At 52.9% G+C, this 23647-nt stretch carries 17 protein-coding genes; 4 read left to right on the top strand and 13 right to left on the bottom strand.

The genetic code is table 11. The features are described 5' to 3' along the window. Window positions 1-93: 93 nt before the first annotated feature. The 9 genes from BY447_RS17115 to serC all read right to left on the bottom strand — a co-directional run bounded on the left by BY447_RS17115 (window position 94) and on the right by serC (window position 12062). Window positions 94-1308, bottom strand: a complete 1215-nt coding sequence (locus BY447_RS17115; protein ID WP_110331631.1) for a winged helix-turn-helix domain-containing protein — start codon at window positions 1306-1308, stop codon at window positions 94-96. A 39-nt stretch (window positions 1309-1347) separates the two neighbouring features. Continuing rightward, window positions 1348-2334: a tetraacyldisaccharide 4'-kinase gene (gene lpxK / locus BY447_RS17110; RefSeq protein WP_110331630.1), complete on the bottom strand. Its 987-nt coding sequence runs from the start codon at window positions 2332-2334 to the stop codon at window positions 1348-1350. Beyond that, window positions 2331-4079, bottom strand: a complete 1749-nt coding sequence (gene msbA / locus BY447_RS17105; RefSeq protein WP_013357318.1) for a lipid A ABC transporter ATP-binding protein/permease MsbA — start codon at window positions 4077-4079, stop codon at window positions 2331-2333. The genes lpxK and msbA overlap by 4 nt, the downstream gene beginning before the upstream one ends. 34 nt (window positions 4080-4113) lie before the next feature. After that, on the bottom strand, window positions 4114-6369 hold the full coding sequence (locus BY447_RS17100) for a DNA internalization-related competence protein ComEC/Rec2 (RefSeq protein ID WP_199226934.1): 2256 nt from the start codon (window positions 6367-6369) through the stop codon (window positions 4114-4116). A gap of 204 nt (window positions 6370-6573) precedes the next feature. Continuing rightward, complete coding sequence (gene ihfB / locus BY447_RS17095; protein WP_003849360.1) at window positions 6574-6858, bottom strand: integration host factor subunit beta; 285 nt, start codon at window positions 6856-6858, stop codon at window positions 6574-6576. 82 nt (window positions 6859-6940) lie between these two features. Next, complete coding sequence (rpsA, locus tag BY447_RS17090; protein WP_013357316.1) at window positions 6941-8614, bottom strand: 30S ribosomal protein S1; 1674 nt, start codon at window positions 8612-8614, stop codon at window positions 6941-6943. A 108-nt stretch (window positions 8615-8722) separates the two neighbouring features. Next, entirely contained in the window at window positions 8723-9409 is a 687-nt protein-coding gene (gene cmk / locus BY447_RS17085) for a (d)CMP kinase (RefSeq protein WP_110331628.1), read from the bottom strand. Window positions 9410-9608: 199 nt separating this feature from the next. Further along, the gene (aroA, locus tag BY447_RS17080; RefSeq protein ID WP_110331627.1) at window positions 9609-10895 is read right to left on the bottom strand and encodes a 3-phosphoshikimate 1-carboxyvinyltransferase; all 1287 of its coding nucleotides are present in this window, start codon (window positions 10893-10895) and stop codon (window positions 9609-9611) included. An 81-nt stretch (window positions 10896-10976) separates the two neighbouring features. Beyond that, the gene (gene serC, locus BY447_RS17075; protein ID WP_013357313.1) at window positions 10977-12062 is read right to left on the bottom strand and encodes a 3-phosphoserine/phosphohydroxythreonine transaminase; all 1086 of its coding nucleotides are present in this window, start codon (window positions 12060-12062) and stop codon (window positions 10977-10979) included. Between the two features lie 313 nt (window positions 12063-12375). Here serC and ycaO point away from each other — a divergent pair, with 313 nt between their 5' ends. The 4 genes from ycaO to pflA all read left to right on the top strand — a co-directional run bounded on the left by ycaO (window position 12376) and on the right by pflA (window position 18630). Next, window positions 12376-14139 (top strand): 30S ribosomal protein S12 methylthiotransferase accessory factor YcaO, encoded by a 1764-nt coding sequence (gene ycaO, locus BY447_RS17070; RefSeq protein WP_110331626.1) that lies wholly within the window; start codon window positions 12376-12378, stop codon window positions 14137-14139. A gap of 373 nt (window positions 14140-14512) precedes the next feature. Then, entirely contained in the window at window positions 14513-15373 is an 861-nt protein-coding gene (gene focA, locus BY447_RS17065) for a formate transporter FocA (RefSeq protein ID WP_033782513.1), read from the top strand. A gap of 71 nt (window positions 15374-15444) precedes the next feature. Then, window positions 15445-17727: a formate C-acetyltransferase gene (pflB, locus tag BY447_RS17060; protein WP_110331625.1), complete on the top strand. Its 2283-nt coding sequence runs from the start codon at window positions 15445-15447 to the stop codon at window positions 17725-17727. Between the two features lie 162 nt (window positions 17728-17889). After that, the gene (gene pflA, locus BY447_RS17055; protein ID WP_110331624.1) at window positions 17890-18630 is read left to right on the top strand and encodes a pyruvate formate lyase 1-activating protein; all 741 of its coding nucleotides are present in this window, start codon (window positions 17890-17892) and stop codon (window positions 18628-18630) included. A gap of 52 nt (window positions 18631-18682) precedes the next feature. Here the strand turns inward: pflA and BY447_RS17050 are convergent, their stop codons facing one another. The 4 genes from BY447_RS17050 to lolA all read right to left on the bottom strand — a co-directional run bounded on the left by BY447_RS17050 (window position 18683) and on the right by lolA (window position 23500). Continuing rightward, complete coding sequence (locus BY447_RS17050; protein ID WP_041457190.1) at window positions 18683-19834, bottom strand: MFS transporter; 1152 nt, start codon at window positions 19832-19834, stop codon at window positions 18683-18685. A gap of 318 nt (window positions 19835-20152) precedes the next feature. Continuing rightward, a complete protein-coding gene (serS, locus tag BY447_RS17045; protein WP_107319469.1) occupies window positions 20153-21445 on the bottom strand; it encodes a serine--tRNA ligase in 1293 nt (430 codons plus the stop codon). 92 nt (window positions 21446-21537) lie between these two features. Then, on the bottom strand, window positions 21538-22881 hold the full coding sequence (locus BY447_RS17040; RefSeq protein ID WP_110331623.1) for a replication-associated recombination protein A: 1344 nt from the start codon (window positions 22879-22881) through the stop codon (window positions 21538-21540). 7 nt (window positions 22882-22888) lie between these two features. Then, window positions 22889-23500, bottom strand: a complete 612-nt coding sequence (gene lolA, locus BY447_RS17035; protein ID WP_003849334.1) for an outer membrane lipoprotein chaperone LolA — start codon at window positions 23498-23500, stop codon at window positions 22889-22891. Between the last annotated feature and the right edge of the window lie 147 nt (window positions 23501-23647).

Here is a 23647-nt window from a genome sequence, read left to right as displayed (position 1 = left end):
AGGAACCGAATGCTTAAGGCATCAAGCATACCATAGCGCGGCGCAGGCGGGATGAGGTAAAACGCCTTCCCGCAGCGGCTGCCGCAAAATTGATTAATCCAGCTGCCACCGGGCTGGCCAGTGGTCTTTGAGTGCATCGGGTGCCTGCAGAATAGCGACGCTTTCTGCCCCCTGCCAGGCTGCGAAGCGTTCAATCGCACGCCGGATATCCACCACAAAGCGCGCCGTGACGCGGGTCGTTTCTTCCAGCCAGAGTTTTTTAATCTCCAGCTGTTTGGCCTGACGCAGCATGCGGGCATCGAGCCGCCCTTTTATCTGCCCACGATGAAGGATGGGCAAAACGAAATAGCCAAACTTGCGCTTCTCCTCGGGGGTGTAACACTCGATACGATAGTCAAAGCTGAACAGCTCCAGCGCACGTTTGCGATCCCAGACCACCGGATCAAAAGGTGACAGCAGCGCGCTGTGCGTCGCCTGCAGCGGCGTCTCCAGCAACGGTAAGTAGTCACGATGCAGCCACATCTCACCCAGTCTCTCTGTATTGACGGCAACCAGTTCGCCCGCAGCATGGGCATCAGAGATAAAGTCGTTCAGGGGTGCCCGTTTAAGGCGATAGTAGTCCGGCAGCCAGGCCGCGCGGAAAATCCCTAAGCTACGGGCGCTGTTCATCAGCATCTGTCGGGTGGCCTCGGCTTCGCTGATGCCATGCACCGCATCCTGCCAGTCGGGCATGACGCGACTGCGCAGATCGTAGACGCGCTGAAAGTTACGGCGTTCCGCGACCATCAGCTCACCGGCGCTGAAGAGATTTTCCAGATGGCGTTTGTGCGGTTTCCAGTCCCACCAGCCTGATTTCGGATTACCGGCATGGGTGAAATCGGCGGCGCGCACCGGGCCGTTTTCCCGAATCTGCTGCAGTAATTCGGTAATCGCCTGCTGGTGGTCAGCAACCCATTGGGCGTTGTATTTCCAGCCAAGGCGTTCAGGCGACAGCATGCGATGACGAAGCAGTCTGTAATCGGCGCAGGGAATAAAGCAGGCTTCGTGCGCCCAGTACTCAAAAATGTCTCCCTGTGCCAGCGCCTGTTCCAGCCATGCCTGAGGATAGTTTCCCAGGCGACTGAACAGCACCAGATATGGACTGCGGGCCACGACATGGATGGTGTCGATTTGCAGCAGTGACATGCGGGAGATGCAGTTAATCAGATCCTGATAAACTGCGCGTTTTGCCGGAGGGCGCAGCAGGCCCTGCGCGGCGAGATGAAGGTGACGTGCTTGCTGTAACGAAAGTGAATGCGGGGTGTTCATCCTCTTCCTTATCAGGCTTCACCTGAATGGGTGCAGGTATCAGAGCGGGCGACGGCAGCGTTGTTCAATGTCGTCCAGTAACAACGTTACGGCGTTACCGGTTAAATGGGCATCAACCGGCAGATACCACCAGTCAGGCTGGGCAAAGTGACGGCATTTCACTGCGTCCTTTTCAGTCATCAGTAGCTGCTGACCCGGCTGTAATAATCGTGTCAGCTCATCTTCACTGTAGGCATGATGGTCAGCAAAGGCGATCTCTGCGACTGGCGTTATGCCCTGCTGTTTCAGCGTGGTGAAAAAACGCGGAGGATGACCAATACCAGCCATGGCGACCACGGCACCCAGTTGCTCAGGTGCGCGGGTTTCCCTGGTCAGCAGATTGGTGGCGAGTCCGGGCTGAAGTTGCATCGCAATCTCGTCACCCAGAGCCTCACCGCCATTAATGATGACGGCATCGACCTGGTGGAGACGATCGGCACGTTCACGCATCGGACCGGCAGGCAACCACCAGCCATTGCCAAAGCGACGAACACCATCCACCACCACGATCTCGCGATCGCGCTGCAGCGCATAATGTTGCAGGCCGTCGTCAGTGATAATCACATCCAGCGGCCCCTGCTTCAGTAACGCCTCAATCGCCTGTCGCCGTTTGGGCGCAACCGCAACCGGCGCTCCGGTGCGCTGGGCGATCAGTACTGGTTCATCACCGGCCTGTTGTGTGGGGGTCTGCGCCGAGACCAGCAAGGGATAGTGGTCCGCCTTGCCGCCATATCCTCTGGAGACGACGCCAGCGCGCAGGCCACGCTGCTGCAGCGCCTCGACCAGCCAGATCACGACCGGCGTCTTTCCATTGCCACCGGCAGTGAGGTTACCCACCACCACGACCGGCAGAGGCGCACGCCAGCTTTTACGCCAGCCGCGCCTGTAACTGAAACGTATCAGGGCCGTGATCGCACCATACAGCAGGCTGAATGGCCATAACAGAATCCATAACGGGGAGCGACCACTCCAGATACGTTCAATCATTGGCCGAATTGCATCTTATGCAGTTGTGCATAGGCGCCACGTTCTGCTAACAGCACCTGATGCGTTCCGCGTTCAACAATCTGACCATCTTCGATCACCACGATTTCATCGGCTTTCTCAATGGTAGAGAGGCGGTGCGCAATTACCAGCGAGGTACGGTTCTTCTGCAACTCATCCAGTGCCGACTGAATGGCGCGTTCTGATTCGGTATCCAGCGCAGAGGTCGCTTCATCCAGGATCAGAATCGGACAATCTCGCAGCAAAGCACGGGCAATGGCAATACGCTGACGCTGGCCGCCAGATAACAGCACGCCGTTCTCGCCAATCACCGTATCCAGGCCTTTATCCATTTTATTGATGAAGTCCATGGCGTGCGCCATGGTGGCCGCCTGCTCAATCTCTGCACGGCTATATTGCTCACTGCGAGCATAGGCGATGTTATTAGCAATGGTGTCGTTGAAAAGATGCACATTCTGCGACACCAGCGCCACCTGATTACGCAAAGCACGCAGGCTGTACTCACGCAGATCATGACCATCCAGCAGGATTTCACCCTGTTGAATGTCGTAAAAGCGGGTCAGCAGGCTCGCCATCGTAGACTTACCGGAACCTGAACGGCCCACCAGCGCAACCGTTTTTCCTGCCGGCAGCGACAGATTGATATTACGCAGTGCCGGAATTTCACGACCTGGATAGGTAAAGGTTACATCCCGGAATTCGATATCCCCTTTCGCACGGGTGATTTCGCGCGTGCCATTGTCCACTTCCTGCTCGCTATCCAGAATAGAGAACAGCGTCTGACAGGCCGCCATGCCACGCTGGAACTGGGCATTGACGTTGGTCAGAGACTTGAGCGGACGCATCAGGGCAATCATCGAGGAGAAGACGACGGTGATCGTACCGGCTGTCAGCGTATCCATTACGCTTGGGAAGCTGGCAGCATAAAGGACAAAAGCCAGTGCCAGCGACGCGATCAGCTGAATAATCGGATCAGAAATGGAAGAGGCTGAGACCAGTTTCATACCCTGCTGGCGCATACGGTTACTGACGCGGGAAAAGCGTTCCGACTCAATTTCCTGACCGCCAAAGATCAGCACTTCTTTGTGCCCCTTCAGCATCTGTTCGGCGCTGGTTGTCACCTGCCCCATGGTGTTCTGCATACTTTTGCTGATCGAGCGGAAGCGCTTGGATACGGTACGGATGGCAAATGAGACGACAGGTGCCAGGACAATCAGGATTAACGACAGCTGCCAGCTGTAGTAGAACATCATGATGAACAGGCCAATAATCGAGGCACCTTCACGCACGACAGTGACCAGTGCGCCTGAAGATGAAGAAGCAACCTGCTCCGAATCGTAGGTAATGCGCGACAGCAGGGTACCGGTTGACTGCTGGTCAAAAAATGAAACCGGCATGCCCATCATATGGCTGAACAGGCGACGACGGATATTCATCACGACATTGCCAGAGACCCAGGAGATGCAGTAGCTGGAGATATAACTGGTGACTCCGCGAACCAGCATCAGGCCAATAACGACTAATGGCATCCAAAGCATTACTGACCTGTCAGCTTTACCAAAGCCATCATCCAGTAATGGTTTCAACAGGGAGAGCATTAAGGCGTCGCCCGCAGCATTAATAATCAGGGCAACAGAGGCCACGATTAATCCCGCTTTGTTAGGCGCGATCATCGGCCAGAGTCGGCGAAACGTCTGCCACGTAGAGAGATCTTTATCTTGATGCATTATTTATTCACGCTGTTGGAAATAGCCGGCCATTCTACCTGGATTCGCGTTTGACGCCAAACCACTGATGATACCAACGGGGCATTAATTGTTCCCGCAGGGTGAAAACCTGCACTCTGCCCTGCTCTATCCTGATACTGATTTGTCCTGACTGGCCCGTGTCCAGCCACTGAAATCCAGCCGTTCGGTAATTTTCCAGCACATTTTTCGCGGGCATGCGCCATGCATTGTAGCGTGCCAGAGAGGCAATCGCGGTGTGTCCTTGTGTTTTGCGCAGCAGCAGGGAGGTCGACGAAGTACGGCTTCCGTGGTGCGGTACCTGCAGGATATCAGCCTTCAGCCCCTGCTTCTCCAGCGCCACCAGCTGACGTTCCGCTTTAGCTTCGATATCACCGGTTAACAGTAGCCGGACCTGACCGTCATCGACGATGATGACACAGGAGTCGTTGTTCCCACCGGCTAAAGGGTTCGTCAGCGGCCAGACAACCCGGAAATGGAGCTGTCGCCAGCGCCACTGCGTGCCGCGTACACAGGGTAAGTGCGTTTTATCCGCCAGTGCGCTTCTCACTTCAACCGCGGGCCAGCGTTGCGTAATCGCCTGCAGCCCACCAGTGTGATCCAGATGGTTATGACTGAGGATGACCTGTTTTAAACGTAACTGTCTGCGCTCCAGCCAGGGAATGATCACCCGGCTCCCCGCATTATCGTTCTGCCAGCGTGGTCCTGTGTCATACATCACCGCTTCGTTACCCTGAGTGAGCACTATGCTCAGGCCATGCCCAATATCCAGCATATCGATGCGCCAGCCCTGTTCAGGTTCTGGCTGGCGACTCAGTATCATCGTCAGCGCTAACGCGCAGCTGCTTAATGGCAGGGAGAAGAAGAACTGCGCACGCCAGAGAATCAGGCCACCCCATACCATGACCGTAAACCAGACTGTGCCATTCAGCGGCCACCAGCCCGGCGGCAGCAACGTCAGGCAATAAAACAGTGCGCGTAAAGAGAGATCGGCCGCACCCCAGAAGAAGGCAGATAAATGCGCTACCGGCAGCAGCATGGCAAGTGTTACAAGGGGCATAGTAATAAATGAGACGACCGGGATTGCGACAACATTGGCCACCAGCGCGGTCAGGCTGATCCCGTTGAATATCGCCACCTGTAACGGCACCATCAAAATCATCATGCCCGCCTGCAAATGCAGCAGCTGTAACGGAATCCAGCGCCGTTGATGACGGAACCGCGCAGGCAGCGGGAACCAGTGGTACCAGACCAGCAGCATGCTGACAGCCAGAACCGAGAGCCAGAAGCTGTCAGAGAGCACCGTCAGCGGATCCGTCACCAGCAGCAATGCAATACAGAACGTCCAGATCTGCCAGCTGTTCAGCTGAACACCCGCAAACCGGGTTATTGCCCACAGCGTCAGGGCCAGCAGTGAACGGGCTGCGGGCGGCTGAGCCCCGGAGAGCCACGTATACACTGCAGCAAATAGCCAGCTCACGATGAGGGGAAAAAGATAGCCGATAAAGCGGGCTGGCAGGATAAATTGCACCCCACGCGCCATCATCCAGCCGGTGCTGGCGGCCAGGGCAATATGCATGCCCGATATTGCCATCAGGTGCGCCGTGCCGGTATCTCGCAGTAGCTGACGTGTCTGCTGGCTCATCTCATCTCTGATGCCAAATGTTAGTGCCTCCAGCGTGCCTCGAAAAGGCATTTCGCGGGTTCTGTCACGGTGCCATACAATAAATCGCCAGCGGCCATCACAGCGATCGCTGACAGCATGCTGTTTAAGGATCCGCCCCTGAAGCGGCGTATTATTCGCGAGTGCAAAACGCTGGGCATCGAAGTCGCCTTCATTCAGGCGAGCATGAACCGGTCGTAAGCGCAGCTGCATCGTCCAGCGTTGTCCAGGGCAGTAAATCGTTGGGTCAGCATCGAAATAGAGCCAGGCAAAGCGAGGCGGAAATATCATTCGGCCCTCCTCTTCCAGCAGACGAACCCGGATTTGTTTTCGCTCTTGCCGCAGTTCATTAATCTGAAGGGTGAAGGTGGTGGGCCGTGCGGAGAGTCGTTCAATATCCTGCACCATCACGCGGGCATCGTGACAGGCCCATGCCAGAAACAACAGAGTGATACCCGTCAGACGAGCGGGCTGATAAGGACAATGTTGCAGAGCCACGCCCACAAAGAGCAGGGCCACTATCGCCTCATCGGAAGGCAGTCGGGCCATCAGTAGTAACGGTAACGTTGCAACGATCGCCAGTCGCGCCAGAACGGTCCATGTCAGCATAATCGTGTCCATTATTTCAGTACGATTATTCTGGGCAAATGCGGTGAAAGTGACAGGAGAGGATCAGTCAGGCGCGGGCGGTCTCGCAAAAAGAATAACGGATTGCAGTGTTGGGTACAGCATTCCGGATGTCAGATCTGAATCCGAATAACAGGCAAAAAAAAACGACATCCGGAGATGTCGTTTATCTGGTTCGGTATCGGCTTAGCCGTAGATATTTGCGCGATCGCGCAGCTCTTTGCCTGGCTTAAAGTGGGGAACGTATTTACCTTCCAGATCCACTTTGTCACCCGTTTTCGGGTTACGTCCAGTACGCGGAGCGCGATAGTGCAAAGAAAAGCTGCCGAATCCCCGGATTTCGATGCGTTCGCCCTGTGCCAGCGTAGTGGCCATGTGCTCAAGCATCTCTTTTACTGCATCCTCAACGACTTTCGCCGGTATATGAGTATGCTGTCCCGCCAGTCTTTCGATCAGTTCTGACTTGGTCATGTAACCTCCGGTTTATCCCTGTGGGAATGTATGACAGCTTTTACCGAAACCGGGTGGTTGCCCACCCGGTGCTTCAGGTCGATTACTCGCCTTTAGCCGCTTTGAACGCTTCAGCCATAGCGCTAGAGAAATTGCTTTCTTCCTGTTTGGTGTTAACAGTATTGATAGCTTCTTTCTCATCAGCCTGGTCTTTCGCACGGACAGACAGGCTTACGACACGGTTTTTACGATCAACGCCGGTGAACTTAGCTTCAACGTCGTCGCCAACGTTCAGAACCAGAGTTGCATCTTCAATGCGGTCCAGTGAAGCTTCAGAAGCGCGCAGGTAACCCTCAACGCCGTCTGCTAATTCAACTGTAGCACCTTTAGCATCAACTGCAGTCACTTTACCGGTGACGATGGCACCTTTCTTGTTCAGAGTGATGTAGTTGTTGAACGGATCTTCTGCCAGCTGTTTAACGCCCAGAGAGATACGCTCGCGCTCTGCATCAACCTGCAGTACAACGGCAGCGATTTCGTCGCCTTTTTTGTACTCACGAACGGCTTCTTCGCCAGTCGCGTTCCAGGAGATGTCAGACAGGTGAACCAGACCGTCGATGCCGCCATCCAGGCCGATGAAGATACCGAAGTCAGTGATTGACTTGATTTTACCTTCAACACGATCGCCTTTGTTGTGCGTCTCAGCGAACAGCTGCCATGGGTTAGATTTACACTGCTTCAGACCCAGGGAGATACGACGACGCTCTTCGTCAATGTCCAGAACCATAACTTCAACAACATCGCCTACGTTAACAACTTTAGACGGATGGATGTTTTTGTTGGTCCAGTCCATTTCAGACACGTGTACCAGACCTTCAACGCCTTCTTCGATTTCCACGAAGCAGCCGTAATCAGTCAGGTTGGTAACACGACCGGTCAGGCGGGTGCCTTCCGGATAGCGTTTAGCGATAGCAACCCATGGATCTTCGCCCAGCTGCTTCAGACCCAGAGAAACACGGGTACGCTCGCGGTCGAACTTCAGCACCTTAACGGTGATTTCGTCGCCAACGTTAACGATTTCGCTTGGATGCTTAACGCGTTTCCATGCCATATCAGTGATGTGCAGCAGGCCATCAACGCCGCCCAGATCAACGAATGCACCGTAGTCAGTGAGGTTCTTAACGATACCTTTAACTTCCATGCCTTCCTGCAGGTTTTCCAGCAGCTGATCGCGCTCTGCGCTGTTTTCGGATTCGATAACCGCACGACGTGAAACCACGACGTTGTTGCGTTTCTGATCCAGCTTGATGACTTTGAACTCAAGCTCTTTGCCTTCCAGATGCAGCGTATCGCGCACCGGACGCACATCTACCAGTGAACCTGGCAGGAACGCACGGATACCGTTGAGCTCAACTGTGAAGCCGCCTTTAACTTTGCCGTTGATAACACCGGTAACAGTTTCAGCGTCTTCGTAAGCTTTCTCCAGCGTGATCCATGCTTCATGGCGCTTAGCTTTCTCACGGGACAGCAGGGTTTCACCGAAGCCGTCTTCCACTGCATCCAGAGCAACATCAACTTCGTCGCCAACCTGGATTTCCAGTTCGCCGGCTGCGTTCTTGAACTGCTCTGCAGGAATTGCAGATTCAGATTTCAGACCCGCATCAACCAGAACGACATCTTTGTCGATAGAAACGACGATGCCACGAACGATAGAACCCGGGCGGGTTTCGATTGTTTTTAAGGATTCTTCAAATAGTTGAGCAAAAGATTCAGTCATATTGATAATCTTCAGGATTCTTCAATTTAACGTCCATCTGACTTCATGTCGGATGGGGTTGTTTCACATGCCCGGCACCGGATCCGTGGTACAGGGTGATAAATTCAGTTAAGCCGGGATGCCCAGCTTCTCGCGGGCATAGTGTAGCGCTTTTTCAATGACCTGGTCGATAGACATCTCTGTAGAGTCCAGAACCAGTGCATCGCTAGCAGCCACTAGAGGCGCAATTGCGCGGTTACGATCGCGGTCGTCGCGTTCTTTTATCTCGGCTAAAAGGCGGTCAAAGTTAACATTAAAGCCATTTCCCTGCAACTGTAGCATACGTCGCTGAGCACGCTCTTCCGGGCTGGCATCAAGGAAAATCTTTACTGGCGCATCCGGGAAAACCACGGTGCCCATATCACGGCCATCAGCAATCAGGCCCGGCATCTCGCGGAAACCGCGCTGGCGGCGCAATAACGCTTCGCGCACCCGTGGAAACGCAGCGACACGTGATGCGGTATTGCTGACCTCCTGAGTGCGGATTTCACCGGTCACATCTTCACCTTCAAGTATGACCTGCATTTCACCGTTTTGTGACAAAAAGCGCACATCAAGATGCGCAGCAATCGGCACCAGCGCCTCTTCAGATTCAATGTCCACCTGATGATGCAATGCGGCTAACGCCAGCACGCGGTAAATAGCACCGGAATCCAGCAGATGCCACTGCAGCGATTCTGCCATCGCTTTGCACAGGGTTCCCTTTCCCGCTCCACTTGGCCCATCAATAGTTATGACCGGGGCAGTTACTGTCATTATTCCCTCCTGTTGCTGCGTGCATTATGACCTTCAGGCCACCCTTAATGCTTAGCATTATACGCTGCATAGCAAGGCTTGGTTACCCTTTCGCACTGACGGGGTTCGAAATGTTAGTCAATTCAGAGGATATCGGTGCGGTTGCAGCCAGATTAAATCAGGGAGAGATCCGGTGCGGAACCGCACCGGAAAGGCAATATCAGGCGTGCTGGCTGATTTTAGCCAGTTGAACAAAATAGTCCGGGAAGGTTTTCGCTGTGCAGCCAGGATCAAGAATGGTTACCGGCGTATCAGAAAGTGCAACCAGAGAAAAACACATCGCCATGCGGTGGTCTTTGTAGGTGCCAATATCAGCATGAATCAGCGATGCTGGCGGTGTAATACGGATGAAATCATGACCTTCTTCGATTTCCGCCCCAACTTTACGTAATTCCGTGGCCATTGCGCTCAGTCGATCGGTCTCTTTTACCCGCCAGTTATAAATATTACGTAACTGGGTAGTGCCCTCTGCAAACAGCGCGGTGGTCGCAATGGTCATTGCAGCATCAGGGATATGATTCATATCCATATCGATAGCCTGCAGTTTTCCGGCCGTGCAGGCAATGTAATCATCGCCCCACTCAATCACAGCGCCCATCCTTTCCAGCACGTCAGCGAAACGGATGTCGCCCTGCACACTCTGGCGTCCGATACCGGTGACGCGAACCGTCCCGCCTTTTATGGCAGCAGCAGCCAGGAAATAGGAGGCGGAAGAGGCATCGCCCTCAACCAGATAATCGCCCGGTGACTGATACTGTTGCTGGCCCTTGATCAGGAAGCGCTGATAGTTCTGATTCTCAACGTCGACGCCAAAGCACTGCATCAGATTCAGAGTGATATCGATATAAGGTTTGGAAACCAAATCACCTTTGATGGTAATGCAGGTGTCCTGCTGTGCCAGCGGCGCGGTCATCAGCAGTGCAGTCAGGAACTGACTGGATACGCTGCCATCCACGCTGACGTCACCCCCGATGAAACCTCCGCGTAAACGCAGCGGCGGATAGTTTTCATTTTCCAGGTAATCAATGATTGCGCCACCCTGACGAAGCGCGTCAACCAGATGGCCGATGGGACGCTCTTTCATGCGGGGTTCGCCAGTCAGTTCGATATCGTGCTCACCCAGACAAAGTGCCGCGGCCAGAGGACGCATTGCGGTTCCGGCATTGCCCAGAAACAGCGACAGCGGTTGAGATGCGTGCAGCGGCCCGGCATTTCCCGTCACTTCACACACGGTGCGATCGCCGGAAAGCGTATAGTTTACGCCCAGCGCAGTCAGCGCATTCAGCATGTGCTTTACATCATCGCTGTCGAGCAGGTTAGTCAGACGGGTGGTGCCTTTAGCCAGCGCAGCCAGCAGCAATGCGCGATTAGAAACGCTTTTTGAACCGGGCAGATTTACGGTGCCATCAACGCGCGCGATCGGTTGGAGAGTCAGGGAGTCCTGCATGTGAAACAAAATCCTCAAAAAATACAGAGACCTCACCTATGGCGAGGTCTGGCATCAGCATCAATGCTGATATCTTAGTAATCAGCCGTGACGGCGTTCAAAGTCGACCATGAAATCGGTCAGCGCCTTCACACCTTCCAGCGGCATCGCATTATAAATAGAGGCGCGCATACCGCCTACTACACGATGGCCTTTGAGCGCATGCAATCCTGCCTTAAATGATTCTTCCAGGAACAACGCATCGAGCGACGCATCCGCCAGCTGGAAAGGAATATTCATGCGTGAGCGGTTTTCTTTAGCCACATCGTTACGGTAGAAGCCACTGTGATCGATAACGCCATAAAGCAGGTCAGATTTTGCCTGATTGATACGATCAATTTCGGCTACGCCACCCTTCTCTTTCAGCCATTTAAACACTAAGCCTGAGAGATACCACGCAAATGTTGGCGGAGTATTAAACATCGAATCATTATCGGCCAGCACTTTGTAATCAAGAATTGAAGGTACAGAGGCGTGCGCCTGACCCAGCAGATCTTCGCGAACGACAACCAGCGTTAATCCGGCCGGGCCGACATTTTTTTGCGCGCCTGCATAAATCACGCCATAGCGGCTCACATCGATCGGACGTGACAGAATGGTAGATGAGAAGTCAGCGACAACCGTTTTACTGCCGAAATCGGGCTGTTCATCAATGGCGATGCCATCAATAGTTTCATTCGGGCAGAAATGCAGGTAAGCAGACGATTCACTCACCTGCCATTCGCTCATCGGCAGAATGGCACGTTTACCATCGCGGGTGGTTTTCACATCCAGCGTGCGAGGGGAGCAATACTTTTCCGCTTCCTTAATTGCACTGTGTGCCCAGTAACCGCCATCGACATAGTCGGCGCTGGTCGCTTGCCCGAGCAGATTACCCGGTACAGCAGCGAACTGAGCACGCGCGCCGCCATGACAGAATAAAACTTTGTAATTAGCCGGTATTTTTAGCAGATCACGGAAGTCCTGCTCCGCCTCCTCAGCCACCTGAATAAACTCTTTACTGCGGTGACTGATCTCCATTACAGAGGTACCCAGACCGCGCCAGTTCGTCAGCTCCTGTTCTGCACGACGAAGGACTTCAACCGGTAGCATCGCCGGGCCAGAGCTAAAATTATAAACTTGCGTCATTTCCCCTCACCACTGTCATATCGAACGGTTATGAATAACCATCCGGTTTTATCACTGCATTCTGATAGCTGCAATCATAAATCAGGGTGCGGTCACATTTTCTGAATCCGGCTCGCCGGAGGTTATGTTACCAATGCAAATCTGAACGGAATTTTGTGAGGCTCTATCCAGCCCCACCAATCCGCATTTGGCCTGAGTGCCGCGGCAATGAAAACTAAGCCGGTAAAAATGTCCCGCCCTGATAGCGGTCAGTTAGCAAAATCCGTATCATGGCGCGCTTTACGCACCCTATGACAACAGAGAGAGCGGCACTATGACGCAAACATTTATCCCGGGCAAAGATGCCGCACTGGAAGACTCCATCGCGCGTTTCCAGAACAAGCTGCAGGATCTTGGCTTTAATATTGAAGAAGCCTCCTGGCTTAATCCTGTTCCCCATGTCTGGTCTGTGCATATCCGCGACCGCGATTGCCCGCTCTGCTTTACCAATGGTAAAGGCGCCAGTAAAAAAGCGGCACTGGCCTCTGCACTGGGCGAGTATTTTGAGCGTCTCTCTACTAACTATTTTTTTGCTGACTTCTGGCTGGGGAAAAAGATCGCTAACGGTGATTTTGTTCACTATCCCAATGAAAAATGGTTTGCGTTACCAGAGAATGATTCCTTACCTGAAGGCATTCTGGATGCGCGCCTGCATGCTTTTTACGATGCCGACAATGCTCTGACGGCTTCCGGCCTGATTGATTTGCAGTCCGGCAATGCTGAGCGTGGTATCTGCGCTCTGCCCTTTACCCGCCAGTCCGATCAGCAAACTGTCTATATCCCGATGAATATCATCGGCAACCTCTATGTCTCAAATGGCATGTCGGCGGGCAACACCGCGAATGAAGCGCGTGTTCAGGGGTTGTCAGAAGTGTTTGAGCGCTACATTAAAAACCGTATTATTGCTGAAGCAATCAGCCTGCCAGCGATTCCTGATGCGGTGATGCAGCGTTATCCTGACGTCATTGAGGCGATTGCGCGCCTTGAAGCGGAAGGCTTCCCGATTTTCGCCTATGACGCTTCGCTGGGCGGCAAATATCCGGTTATCTGTGTGGTGCTGTTTAACCCGACCAATGGCACCTGTTTTGCTTCCTTTGGTGCGCACCCTGATTTCGGTGTGGCGCTGGAGCGTACCGTTACTGAGTTGCTGCAGGGTCGCAGCCTCAAAGATCTGGATGTGTTTACACCACCAACCTTTGATGACGAAGAAGTGGCTGAACATGCCAACCTTGAAACACACTTCATCGATTCAAGCGGTCTGATCTCCTGGGATCTGTTTAAAGAGACGGCAGATTATCCCTTTGTCGACTGGTCTTTCGCAGGCAGCACCGAGCAGGAATTTGCTACGCTGATGGCGATCTTCGCTTCAGAAGATCAGGAGGTCTATATCGCTGACTACGAGCACCTGGGCGTCTATGCCTGCCGCATCATCGTACCTGGCATGTCTGATATCTACCCGGCGGAAGATCTGTTCCTGGCAAATAACAGCATGGGTGCTGGCATGCGTGAAACCCTGCTTGCCCTGCCTGACAGCAACTGGAATCCGGAAGAGTATCTGGATCTGATTGGACAGCTGGATGATGAAGGTTTTGACGACTTCACCCGCGTTCGCGAGCTGCTGGGCCTGGCAACCGGTAAAGACAACGGCTGGTACACGCTGCGTATTGGCGAATTAAAAGCGATGCTGGCGCTGGCGGGCGGCGATCTGGATCAGGCATTGATCTGGACCGAGTGGACAATGGAGTTTAACAGCTCAATCTTTACGCCAGAGCGGGCTAATTACTATCGCTGCCTGCAGACCCTGCTATTACTGGCAATGGAAGATGAGCGCGATCCGCTGCAGTATCATCACGCCTTCCTGCGTATGTATGGTGAGAACGCAATGGAAGCGGCTTCCGCTGCTATTAGTGGTGAGAATCCGTTTAACGGGCTTCAGGCTGTGGATGAAGAGTTGCAGGCATTCCCGGCCCATCAATCCCTGCTTGCTGCCTACGAAAAACTGCAGGCCGCTAAACGTCATTACTGGAAAAAAGCGTAAGGCATAACGCCTGTAGCTGGAAACAGATAGCTCAACATGGCACTGGATTTATCTGGTGCCATAATTTCCCTCTATCTCAATGAAACATTAGCTGTAATAAAAATACCTTCCGCCACATTGCATCATTTCACTTAACATATAAGATATTAATTCGTAACATAGACTGAATTAAAAGTGCGAGCAACCGCATCACGTTAAAATATATTTGTATTTTTAAAATTAATTTAAACTTACACTTTCAATAATTTACGCGATTATTTTTTCATTTCCATGCGAGATGATGGCGACCATTTCGGCAAACATGATCCACATCAATTGCTGACCTATACTCCTTTGTTAGTATTTTTTCAGACAACTTCAGGAGTAAGTTAGTGTGAAAACTGACAACCCTTTTAATCTTTTATTACCAGCCGCAATGGCGAAAGTGGCCGAAGAGGCCGGTATCTATAAAGCAACCAAACATCCCTTTACGACCTTCTTCCTGGCAATAAACGCTGGCGTATTCATCTCAATCGCATTCGTTTTTTATATTACAGCGACTACCGGCAGCGGCGCGATGCCCTATGGCATAGCCAAACTAATTGGCGGTATCTGTTTCTCACTCGGTTTGATGCTGGTCGTGGTGTGTGGCGCCGACCTTTTTACCTCGACGGTATTAATCGTCGTGGCTAAAGCCAGTGGTCGCATCAGCTGGGGTCAGCTGGCCCGCAACTGGTTTAACGTCTACGCCGGTAACCTGGCAGGTGCACTCTTCTTTGTCGCCCTGATGTGGTTTGCCGGACAGCATATGGTTGCAAATGGTGCCTGGGGCTTAAATGTCCTGGAAACCGCCGATCACAAAATGCATCACACCTTCATAGAAGCAGTCTGTCTGGGTACATTAGCTAATCTGCTGGTCTGCCTCGCCGTCTGGATGAGCTATTCCGGTCGCAGCCTGACCGATAAGCTGGTCGTGATGATTCTGCCTGTTGGGATGTTTGTCGCCAGCGGTTTCGAACACAGCATCGCCAACATGTTTCTCATTCCCTATGCCATTACTATTCGCGACTTCGCAACACCTGAGTTCTGGCAGGCTGCTGGCACCACGGCTGCACAGTTTCACGCGCTGACCGTCAGTAACTTTATTCTCCACAATCTGATTCCCGTAACGATCGGTAACATCATCGGCGGTGGCGTTCTGGTTGGGCTGACTTACTGGGTTATCTATCTCCGCAAAGGTGACCAGGTACATTAAACGCATTTTTGACGGCACAGGACGTTGACTGTGCCCGACCGTAAAGTCTCTTCATATAAGGCAGGTATATTATGACCGAACTTAATGCAAAACTGGCTTCAGCATGGGAAGGATTTGCTGAAGGCGAATGGCAGAACAGCGTCAATGTGCGCGACTTCATTCAGAAAAACTACACCCCCTATGAAGGTGATGAGTCATTCCTGGCGGGCGCCACTGAAGCGACCACCAAACTGTGGGAAAGCGTGCTGGAAGGCATCAAAATTGAGAACCGCACCCACGCGCCAGTCGACTTCGACACCGATCTCGCCTCCACGATTACCTCGCACGACGCGGGCTACATTAATAAGTCTCTGGAAAAAATTGTTGGGCTGCAGACTGAAGCGCCATTAAAACGCGCCATCATTCCTTATGGCGGCATCAAAATGGTCGAAGGTTCATGCAAAGTGTATGGCCGTGAACTCGACCCTTCTCTGAAAAAAATCTTCACCGAATACCGCAAAACACACAACCAGGGTGTATTCGATGTTTATACCCCGGACATTCTGCGCTGCCGCAAATCAGGTATTCTGACCGGTCTTCCTGATGCTTATGGTCGTGGCCGTATTATCGGTGACTATCGTCGTGTGGCGTTATACGGCATCGATTTCCTGATGGCGGATAAATTCGCTCAGTTCGCATCACTGCAGGAAGATTTAGAGAACGGTGTGAATCTCGAAGCAACCATTCGTCTGCGTGAAGAGATCTCCGATCAGCATCATGCGCTGGCCCAGATTAAAGAGATGGCCGCAAAGTATGGTCATGACATTTCCGGCCCGGCTACCAACGCAATGGAAGCTGTGCAGTGGACTTACTATGGTTATCTGGCTGCCGTTAAATCACAAAACGGTGCTGCCATGTCGTTTGGCCGCGTCTCAACCTTCCTGGATGTTTACATTGAGCGTGACCTTAAAGCCGGTAAGCTGACGGAAGAACAGGCTCAGGAACTGATTGACCATCTGGTCATGAAACTGCGCATGGTTCGCTTCCTGCGTACCCCGGAATATGATGAGCTGTTCTCTGGTGACCCAATCTGGGCAACCGAATCACTGGCAGGTATGGGCGTTGATGGTCGCACACTGGTATCAAAAAGCACCTTCCGCTTCCTGAATACCCTCTACACCATGGGTCCTTCACCTGAGCCAAACATGACCATTCTGTGGTCAGAAAAACTGCCCATTAATTTCAAAAAATACGCCGCTAAAGTCTCTATCGATACTTCATCTTTGCAGTATGAGAACGATGACCTGATGCGTCCTGATTTCAACAATGATGACTACGCCATCGCCTGCTGCGTGAGTCCGATGATTGTCGGCAAACAAATGCAGTTCTTTGGCGCACGTGCCAACCTGGCGAAAACGCTGCTTTACGCAATCAACGGCGGCGTGGATGAAAAACTGAAAATGCAGGTCGGACCGAAAGGCGACAAAATCAGCGACGACGTGCTGGATTTCGACACCGTCATGGAGCGTATGGATCACTTCATGGACTGGCTGGCAAAACAGTATGTGACTTCGCTGAACATCATCCACTACATGCATGATAAGTACAGCTATGAAGCGGCACTGATGGCTCTGCATGACCGGGATGTCTATCGCACCATGGCCTGTGGTATCGCCGGTCTCTCTGTTGCTGCGGATTCACTTTCTGCAATTAAATACGCCAAAGTGAAACCGATTCGTGACGAAGATGGTCTGGCGATCGACTTCGACATCGAAGGTGAATATCCACAGTTCGGTAACAACGACACCCGTGTTGATGACCTGGCCTGCGATCTGGTTGAACGCTTCATGAAGAAAATTCAGCAGCTGACTACCTATCGTAATGCCGTGCCGACGCAGTCTGTTCTGACCATCACCTCGAACGTGGTGTATGGTAAGAAAACCGGTAACACGCCGGATGGACGTCGCGCTGGCGCACCGTTTGGACCTGGTGCTAACCCGATGCATGGTCGTGACCAGAAAGGTGCGGTGGCTTCACTGACTTCTGTCGCTAAACTGCCGTTTGCCTATGCGAAAGATGGTATCTCCTATACCTTCTCAATCGTACCAAACGCGCTGGGCAAAGATGATAATGTGCGCAAAACCAACCTTGCCGGTCTGATGGATGGTTACTTCCATCACGAAGCCAGCATCGAAGGTGGCCAGCACCTTAACGTCAACGTTATGAACCGTGAAATGCTGCTGGACGCGATGGAGCATCCAGAGAAATATCCGCAGCTGACGATTCGCGTTTCTGGTTACGCTGTACGCTTTAACTCACTGACTAAAGAGCAGCAGCAGGATGTGATTACCCGTACCTTCACACAGTCACTGTAATCACGGATAAACCCGATAAAAAGGCTCCTCGCGGAGCCTTTTCCTTAAAAGTCTGTTCTTATGGTCATCTTCATCAAGGTTCCCACCAGAATCGATTTCCTGCCCTGAGCGCAACAGAGATTGCGCCGTCTGTCCCGGCAGACTCACTGGAGAAACATCGCAATGTCAGTTAACGGTCGTATCCACTCATTTGAATCCTGCGGCACCGTCGATGGTCCCGGCATCCGTTTCATTACTTTCTTCCAGGGCTGCCTGATGCGCTGCCTCTACTGTCACAACCGCGACACCTGGGATACCCACGGTGGCAAAGAGATCAGCGTCGACGCGCTGATGGCGGATGTGCTCTCCTATCGCCACTTTATGAATGCCTCTGGCGGCGGTGTTACTGCGTCTGGCGGTGAAGCGATTCTTCAGGCTGAATTTGTGCGTGACTGGTTCCGCGCCTGCAAGGCCGAAGGCATCCATACCTGTCTCGACACCAATGGCTTCGTACGCCGCTACGATCCGGTAATCGACGAACTGCTCGACGTGACTGACTTAGTGATGCTCGATCTCAAACAGATGAATGACGATGTGCATCAGATTCTGGTGGGGGTATCAAATCACCGTACCCTGGATTTTGCCCGCTACCTGCAGAAAAAAGGCAAGCGGACCTGGATCCGTTTTGTCGTCGTACCCGGTTACTCCGACGATGATGACACCGCGCATCGGCTGGGTGAATTCACACGTGACATGGAGAACGTTGAGAAGATTGAATTGCTGCCCTATCACGAACTGGGTAAGCATAAATGGATTGCGATGGGTGAAGAGTACAAGCTGGATGGGGTGAAACCACCGGCGAAAGAGACGATGGAACGCGTTAAGAATATTCTCGCCAGCTACGGCCACGAAGTGATGTACTAGAGAATCGGTCACAAAAAAGGGAGCTTAACGCTCCCTTTTTACTGTTCAGCGATCAGGCATGTGCCACTGGCGTCGCCTGCTGGTCCGCTTTACGCAGCAGCATCAGCAGATAGATCAGCGCTACTGCAGCGATCATCACAAACAGCAGCCGGTCAGAATAATTCTGCATCAGAACGGAGGTCATTGCCGGTCCAGCCAGACTGCCAACGGTATAACTCATCAGCAGCGCCTGATTCATCGCAACCAGTTCATGATGTGCAACCGTCTCACAAGCCCAGGACATGGCCACCGGATAGAGTGTGAAGCCTGCCAGCCCCAGAACAAACAGTGCTGGTGCCATTGCGGCATTGGTTAGCATCGCCATCGCACCCAGGATAACGACAAAGACCTGCACCCGCAGCACCAGCAAGCGGCCGAAACGATCGGCCAGCCGACCAACTGGCCACTGCCCGACAATACCGGCGCTGACCAGTAACGCCATCCAGTAGCCGACATTGGCATCACTCATTCCCTGATGCGACAGGTAAAGCGGCATCAGGCCATAAAGCGAACCTAAAACGATACCGGAGATAATGCAGCCATTGATGCCGAGACGTGAACTGCGACGACGAAGCATCGGCCAGATGCGAGCCGGTGCCGCTTCAGCCGCTTCACCGGTGGCTGATACTCGTGTAAAGACCAGAGGCAGTACCGCACAGAACACCAGTGAAGTGACCCAGGGTACTACGCTCAGTAATTCTGTAGAGAGGGTGCTGACCAGTAACTGACCGGTTACAGTGCCAAGATAATAAACGATCATATAGGCAGCCAGTAGCTGTCCACGATTTCGGACGGTTCCGCTACAGAGAAGTGCGCTTTCAACCACGACCCACATCAGCGCACAGCCTACCCCCGCGACAAAACGAAGCGAACTCCACGCCCAGAAACCTTCCATCGTTACCAGGCAAATCGTTGCCACGGCAAAGAGCCCGGTTGCCAGATAATAACTGCGATTAAACCCGTAATGTCTGATTAACCAGCCAGCCAGTAATGTACCTGCCAGATTGCCGGTGTAATAAGAGGAACTTACGATGCCCACCTGCCAGGTTGTCAGTAAGTCATGCGTCAGCCACAGTGGAACAAGCGTATTCAGAACGGCAATGGCGACAGTCATTAACATCAGGCCGCAAAGCAGCAATATCACGGGGCGTGACCAGGTTGACATAGGGGATAGAAACCAGAGCAAAATGAAGGAAATTGCGCGCAGTTTGCCATTGGCTTTTTTAAAGTCAATGGGCTGAATTTGACAGCAGCACATTTTGCTGCGGGACAATTTAATTTACTAATCTTCAGTGGGTTACAATTGTGTTATGCGGCATATTTCTGAGCGCTATCTCTATGAAAAATTAGATTTTTAAGCATTCCGGCGCACCTGATATCGATAACGTTTATTTGTGATTAAATTCGGTCTCAATAAATCCTTTTTTCAAAAACTACGCATAAAAAAACCCGGCCATGGCCGGGTTTAAGAATGGTGAATCGCTTAGCCGATGACATCGACGCCATTCATGTAGGGACGTAAAACTTCAGGCACGGTGATGCGGCCATCTTCCTGCTGATAGTTTTCCAGCACCGCGACCAGAGTGCGGCCTACGGCCAGTCCTGAACCATTCAGGGTATGAACCAGACGCGGTTTCTTTTCCTGTTTGTTGCGGTAACGCGCCTGCATACGACGCGCCTGGAAATCACCCATGTTGGAACAGGATGAAATTTCACGATAGGTATTCTGCGCTGGCAGCCAGACTTCCAGATCGTAGGTTTTGGTCGAGCCAAAGCCCATATCGCCGGTACAGAGTAAAACCTTACGATACGGCAGATTCAGCAGCTGCAGCACTTTCTCCGCATGAGCAGTCAGCTCTTCCAGCGCATCCATTGACTGTTCCGGAGTGACAATCTGCACCATTTCAACTTTGTCGAACTGGTGCATACGGATCAGGCCGCGCGTGTCACGACCGTAAGAACCCGCTTCAGAACGGAAGCATGGCGTATGCGCGGTCAGTTTAACCGGCAGGCTATCCTCTTCCACGATCTCATCGCGCATCAGGTTGGTCAGCGGCACTTCCGCAGTAGGAATCAACGCATAGTTACTGCTATCCGATTGCTCTTCCAGCGGGCGAGTGTGGAACAGGTCCTCGCCGAACTTAGGCAGCTGACCGGTGCCATAAAGCGTTTCATGGTTAACCAGGTAAGGCACGTAGGTTTCAAGGTAGCCATGCTGCTCAGTGTGCAGGTCAATCATAAACTGACTCAGTGCACGGTGCAGGCGGGCAATCTGCCCCTGCATGACCACAAAGCGTGAACCGGTCAGTTTCACGGCAGCCGCAAAATCCAGGCCTTTCGCCGCTTCACCCAGCTCAACGTGATCTTTAACCTGGAAACTGAATTCGCGCGGGGTACCCCAGCGGCTCACTTCCTGGTTTTCGCTGTCATCTTTGCCCAGCGGCACTTCATCTGCCGGAATGTTCGGCAGCGCCAGCGCAAAGTCACGGATTTGATTCTGCAGTTCATCCAGTTCTGCTTTTGCGGCATCCAGGCGTTCGCCCAGCGCGTTCACTTCCTGACGCAGCGGCTCGATGTCTTCCCCACGTGCTTTGGCCTGACCGATGGATTTGGATCGGGAGTTACGCTCTGCCTGCAGATTTTCGGTTTCCACCTGCAGTACTTTGCGACGCTCTTCAAGCGAACGCAGCGTTTCCACATCCAGTTTGTATCCCCGGCGTGCCAGTTTTTCTGCGACTGCGTCTGGCTCGTTACGCAGCAGATTGGGATCGAGCATGCTTATCCTGTGTATAAAAAGTTGGTTGAAAGAAGGGACGCATTCCCGCGGAATGCGTTGAAAACATTGCCCACATTACCGTAACGTCTGTTTCAGCGGTAGCGTTTTGTCGGGCTATTTTGATCCTGCTCAGCGAGCCAGCTTAGCTTTTCACCAATCTTACCCTCAAGCCCACGCTGGGTTGGGGTGTAATAGCGTGCGCTGGCCAGTTCCTGCGGAAAATAGACTTCACCGGCGGCATAGGCGTTGGTTTCGTCATGGGCATAACGATACTCTTTGCCCAGGCCCATCTCTTTCATCAGCTTAGTCGGCGCATTACGCAGATGCTCAGGTACATCGTAATCGGGATGGTCGCGCGCATCACGCATGGCGGCTTTAAACGCGTTGTAGACTGCATTACTTTTAGGCGCGCAGGCGAGATAAACAATGGCCTGAGCGATGGCACGCTCCCCTTCTGCCGGCCCGACGCGCGTAAAGCAATCCCACGCGGCAATCGCCACCTGCATGCCGCGTGGGTCGGCATTGCCGACATCTTCTGAGGCGATAGCCAGCAACCGGCGTGCGACATAGAGCGGGTCGCCACCCGCGGTAATAATGCGTGCATACCAGTAAAGCGCCGCATCGGGTGCCGAGCCGCGCACGGATTTGTGCAGAGCTGAAATCAAATCGTAAAAGCGGTCGCCTTTGTTGTCAAAACGCGCGGATCGTTCACCCGAGACTTCGTTGAGCAACTGCGGCGTCAGTTCACGCTGACCCGAGGCGGTGATTTCAGCCATATCCGCCATCATTTCCAGCGTGTTCAGCGCCCGGCGTGCATCGCCATTAACCAGTTCAGCGATCATCCTGCGTGTATTATCCGGCAGCACGATGTCACTGTCGCCATACCCACGCGCTTTATCCTGCATCGCCTGATCCAGCACCTGCTCAATATCCTCAGTCGTCAGTGATTTCAGCAGGTAAACGCGGGCGCGTGACAGCAATGCGGAGTTGAGTTCAAAAGAGGGGTTTTCGGTGGTCGCACCAATAAAGGTAATCGTGCCATCTTCGATATGCGGCAGAAAAGCATCCTGCTGGCTCTTGTTGAACCGATGGACCTCATCCACAAACAGGATGGTGCGTCGCCCGGCATGTTTATTCTGGCGGGCACGCTCAATCGCCTCACGAATCTCTTTCACACCCGAAGTGACTGCTGAGATACGCTCCACATCGGCGTTACCATAATGCGCAATAATTTCAGCGAGTGTCGTCTTGCCGGTCCCGGGTGGTCCCCACAGGATCATCGAGTGCAGGTGCCCTGCTTCAATCGCGCGCGGCAGCGGTTTGCCCGCACCCAGCAGATGTTGCTGACCAATGTACTGTTTCAATGTTTCTGGCCGCATACGCGCGGCCAGAGGTTTGAAATTTTCGGTGGAAAAATCCAGGGACAGGTTACTCACCGTGACCTCACTGACGTTGGTCGTCCACCGTCACGCCTTTAGGCGGTGTGAACGTGAATTTATCCGGGCTGATAGCACCATTCTGCTGGCTTTTCAGCTGGTAATCACTACGCTGGCCATCCTGTTCGATAGCGCTGAAGCGGTTAATGGTGCCGCTGGAGGTCACCTGAATGGTGAACTGTTTCAGGTTGCCATCGCTGTTTTTCGGTGTCAGCTCGAAATTGTCACCCTGCTGTTTAATGTTGTACTGCTTCCAGTCATTCGACTGGTTGCGGGCAATCAGCATAAACGGCGTGTTGCTGGTCGCATTCTGCAGCAGGCTAACGGTCGCCTGCTCAACAAATGGATTGTAGAACCACAGCGATTTACCGTCAGAGATGATGATGCTTTCGTCCGGCGCGGTCATGTGCCAGTTAAACAGGCTGGGACGTTTAACCCACAATTCGCCTTCACCATCCTGCACATTGGCACCGCTGCTGTCGGTCACTTTTTGCGTGAAGCTGGCGTGGAAGCTGCTGACCTTGTTCAGGCGCTGTTGCAGATCACTGGAAGCATCAGCCAGAACGCTGGCCGAAGAAAAGGTGGCCAACAGGCCCAGAGCGATTACGCGTAATTTCATCTGCTTCAATTCCTTATTTAAACGTTCCCATCGATAACTGCATTAAGCCTGGTCGCCGTTCCGTCATCAGAACAGAGGAAAAAGCCGAAAGCTGATCCAGATATGGGGGTTAACCGCGTAAAAACAATGAGCCAGTCGGAACTGGCT

The organism is Pantoea sp. JKS000250, assembly GCF_003201065.1.
In the GTDB taxonomy this organism is placed as follows: domain Bacteria; phylum Pseudomonadota; class Gammaproteobacteria; order Enterobacterales; family Enterobacteriaceae; genus Pantoea; species Pantoea vagans.
Note: the sequence above shows the minus strand (reverse complement) of the source record. Positions and strands in the feature narration are given on the sequence as shown.

Coding starts and splice junctions, on each gene's coding strand:
- BY447_RS17115 (WP_110331631.1), bottom strand. CDS start 1,308: ATGAACACCCCGCATTCACTTTCGTTACAGCAAGCACGTCACCTTCAT.
- lpxK (WP_110331630.1), bottom strand. CDS start 2,334: ATGATTGAACGTATCTGGAGTGGTCGCTCCCCGTTATGGATTCTGTTA.
- msbA (WP_013357318.1), bottom strand. CDS start 4,079: ATGCATCAAGATAAAGATCTCTCTACGTGGCAGACGTTTCGCCGACTC.
- BY447_RS17100 (WP_199226934.1), bottom strand. CDS start 6,369: ATGCTGACATGGACCGTTCTGGCGCGACTGGCGATCGTTGCAACGTTA.
- ihfB (WP_003849360.1), bottom strand. CDS start 6,858: ATGACCAAGTCAGAACTGATCGAAAGACTGGCGGGACAGCATACTCAT.
- rpsA (WP_013357316.1), bottom strand. CDS start 8,614: ATGACTGAATCTTTTGCTCAACTATTTGAAGAATCCTTAAAAACAATC.
- cmk (WP_110331628.1), bottom strand. CDS start 9,409: ATGACAGTAACTGCCCCGGTCATAACTATTGATGGGCCAAGTGGAGCG.
- aroA (WP_110331627.1), bottom strand. CDS start 10,895: ATGCAGGACTCCCTGACTCTCCAACCGATCGCGCGCGTTGATGGCACC.
- serC (WP_013357313.1), bottom strand. CDS start 12,062: ATGACGCAAGTTTATAATTTTAGCTCTGGCCCGGCGATGCTACCGGTT.
- ycaO (WP_110331626.1), top strand. CDS start 12,376: ATGACGCAAACATTTATCCCGGGCAAAGATGCCGCACTGGAAGACTCC.
- pflB (WP_110331625.1), top strand. CDS start 15,445: ATGACCGAACTTAATGCAAAACTGGCTTCAGCATGGGAAGGATTTGCT.
- pflA (WP_110331624.1), top strand. CDS start 17,890: ATGTCAGTTAACGGTCGTATCCACTCATTTGAATCCTGCGGCACCGTC.
- BY447_RS17050 (WP_041457190.1), bottom strand. CDS start 19,834: ATGTCAACCTGGTCACGCCCCGTGATATTGCTGCTTTGCGGCCTGATG.
- serS (WP_107319469.1), bottom strand. CDS start 21,445: ATGCTCGATCCCAATCTGCTGCGTAACGAGCCAGACGCAGTCGCAGAA.
- lolA (WP_003849334.1), bottom strand. CDS start 23,500: ATGAAATTACGCGTAATCGCTCTGGGCCTGTTGGCCACCTTTTCTTCG.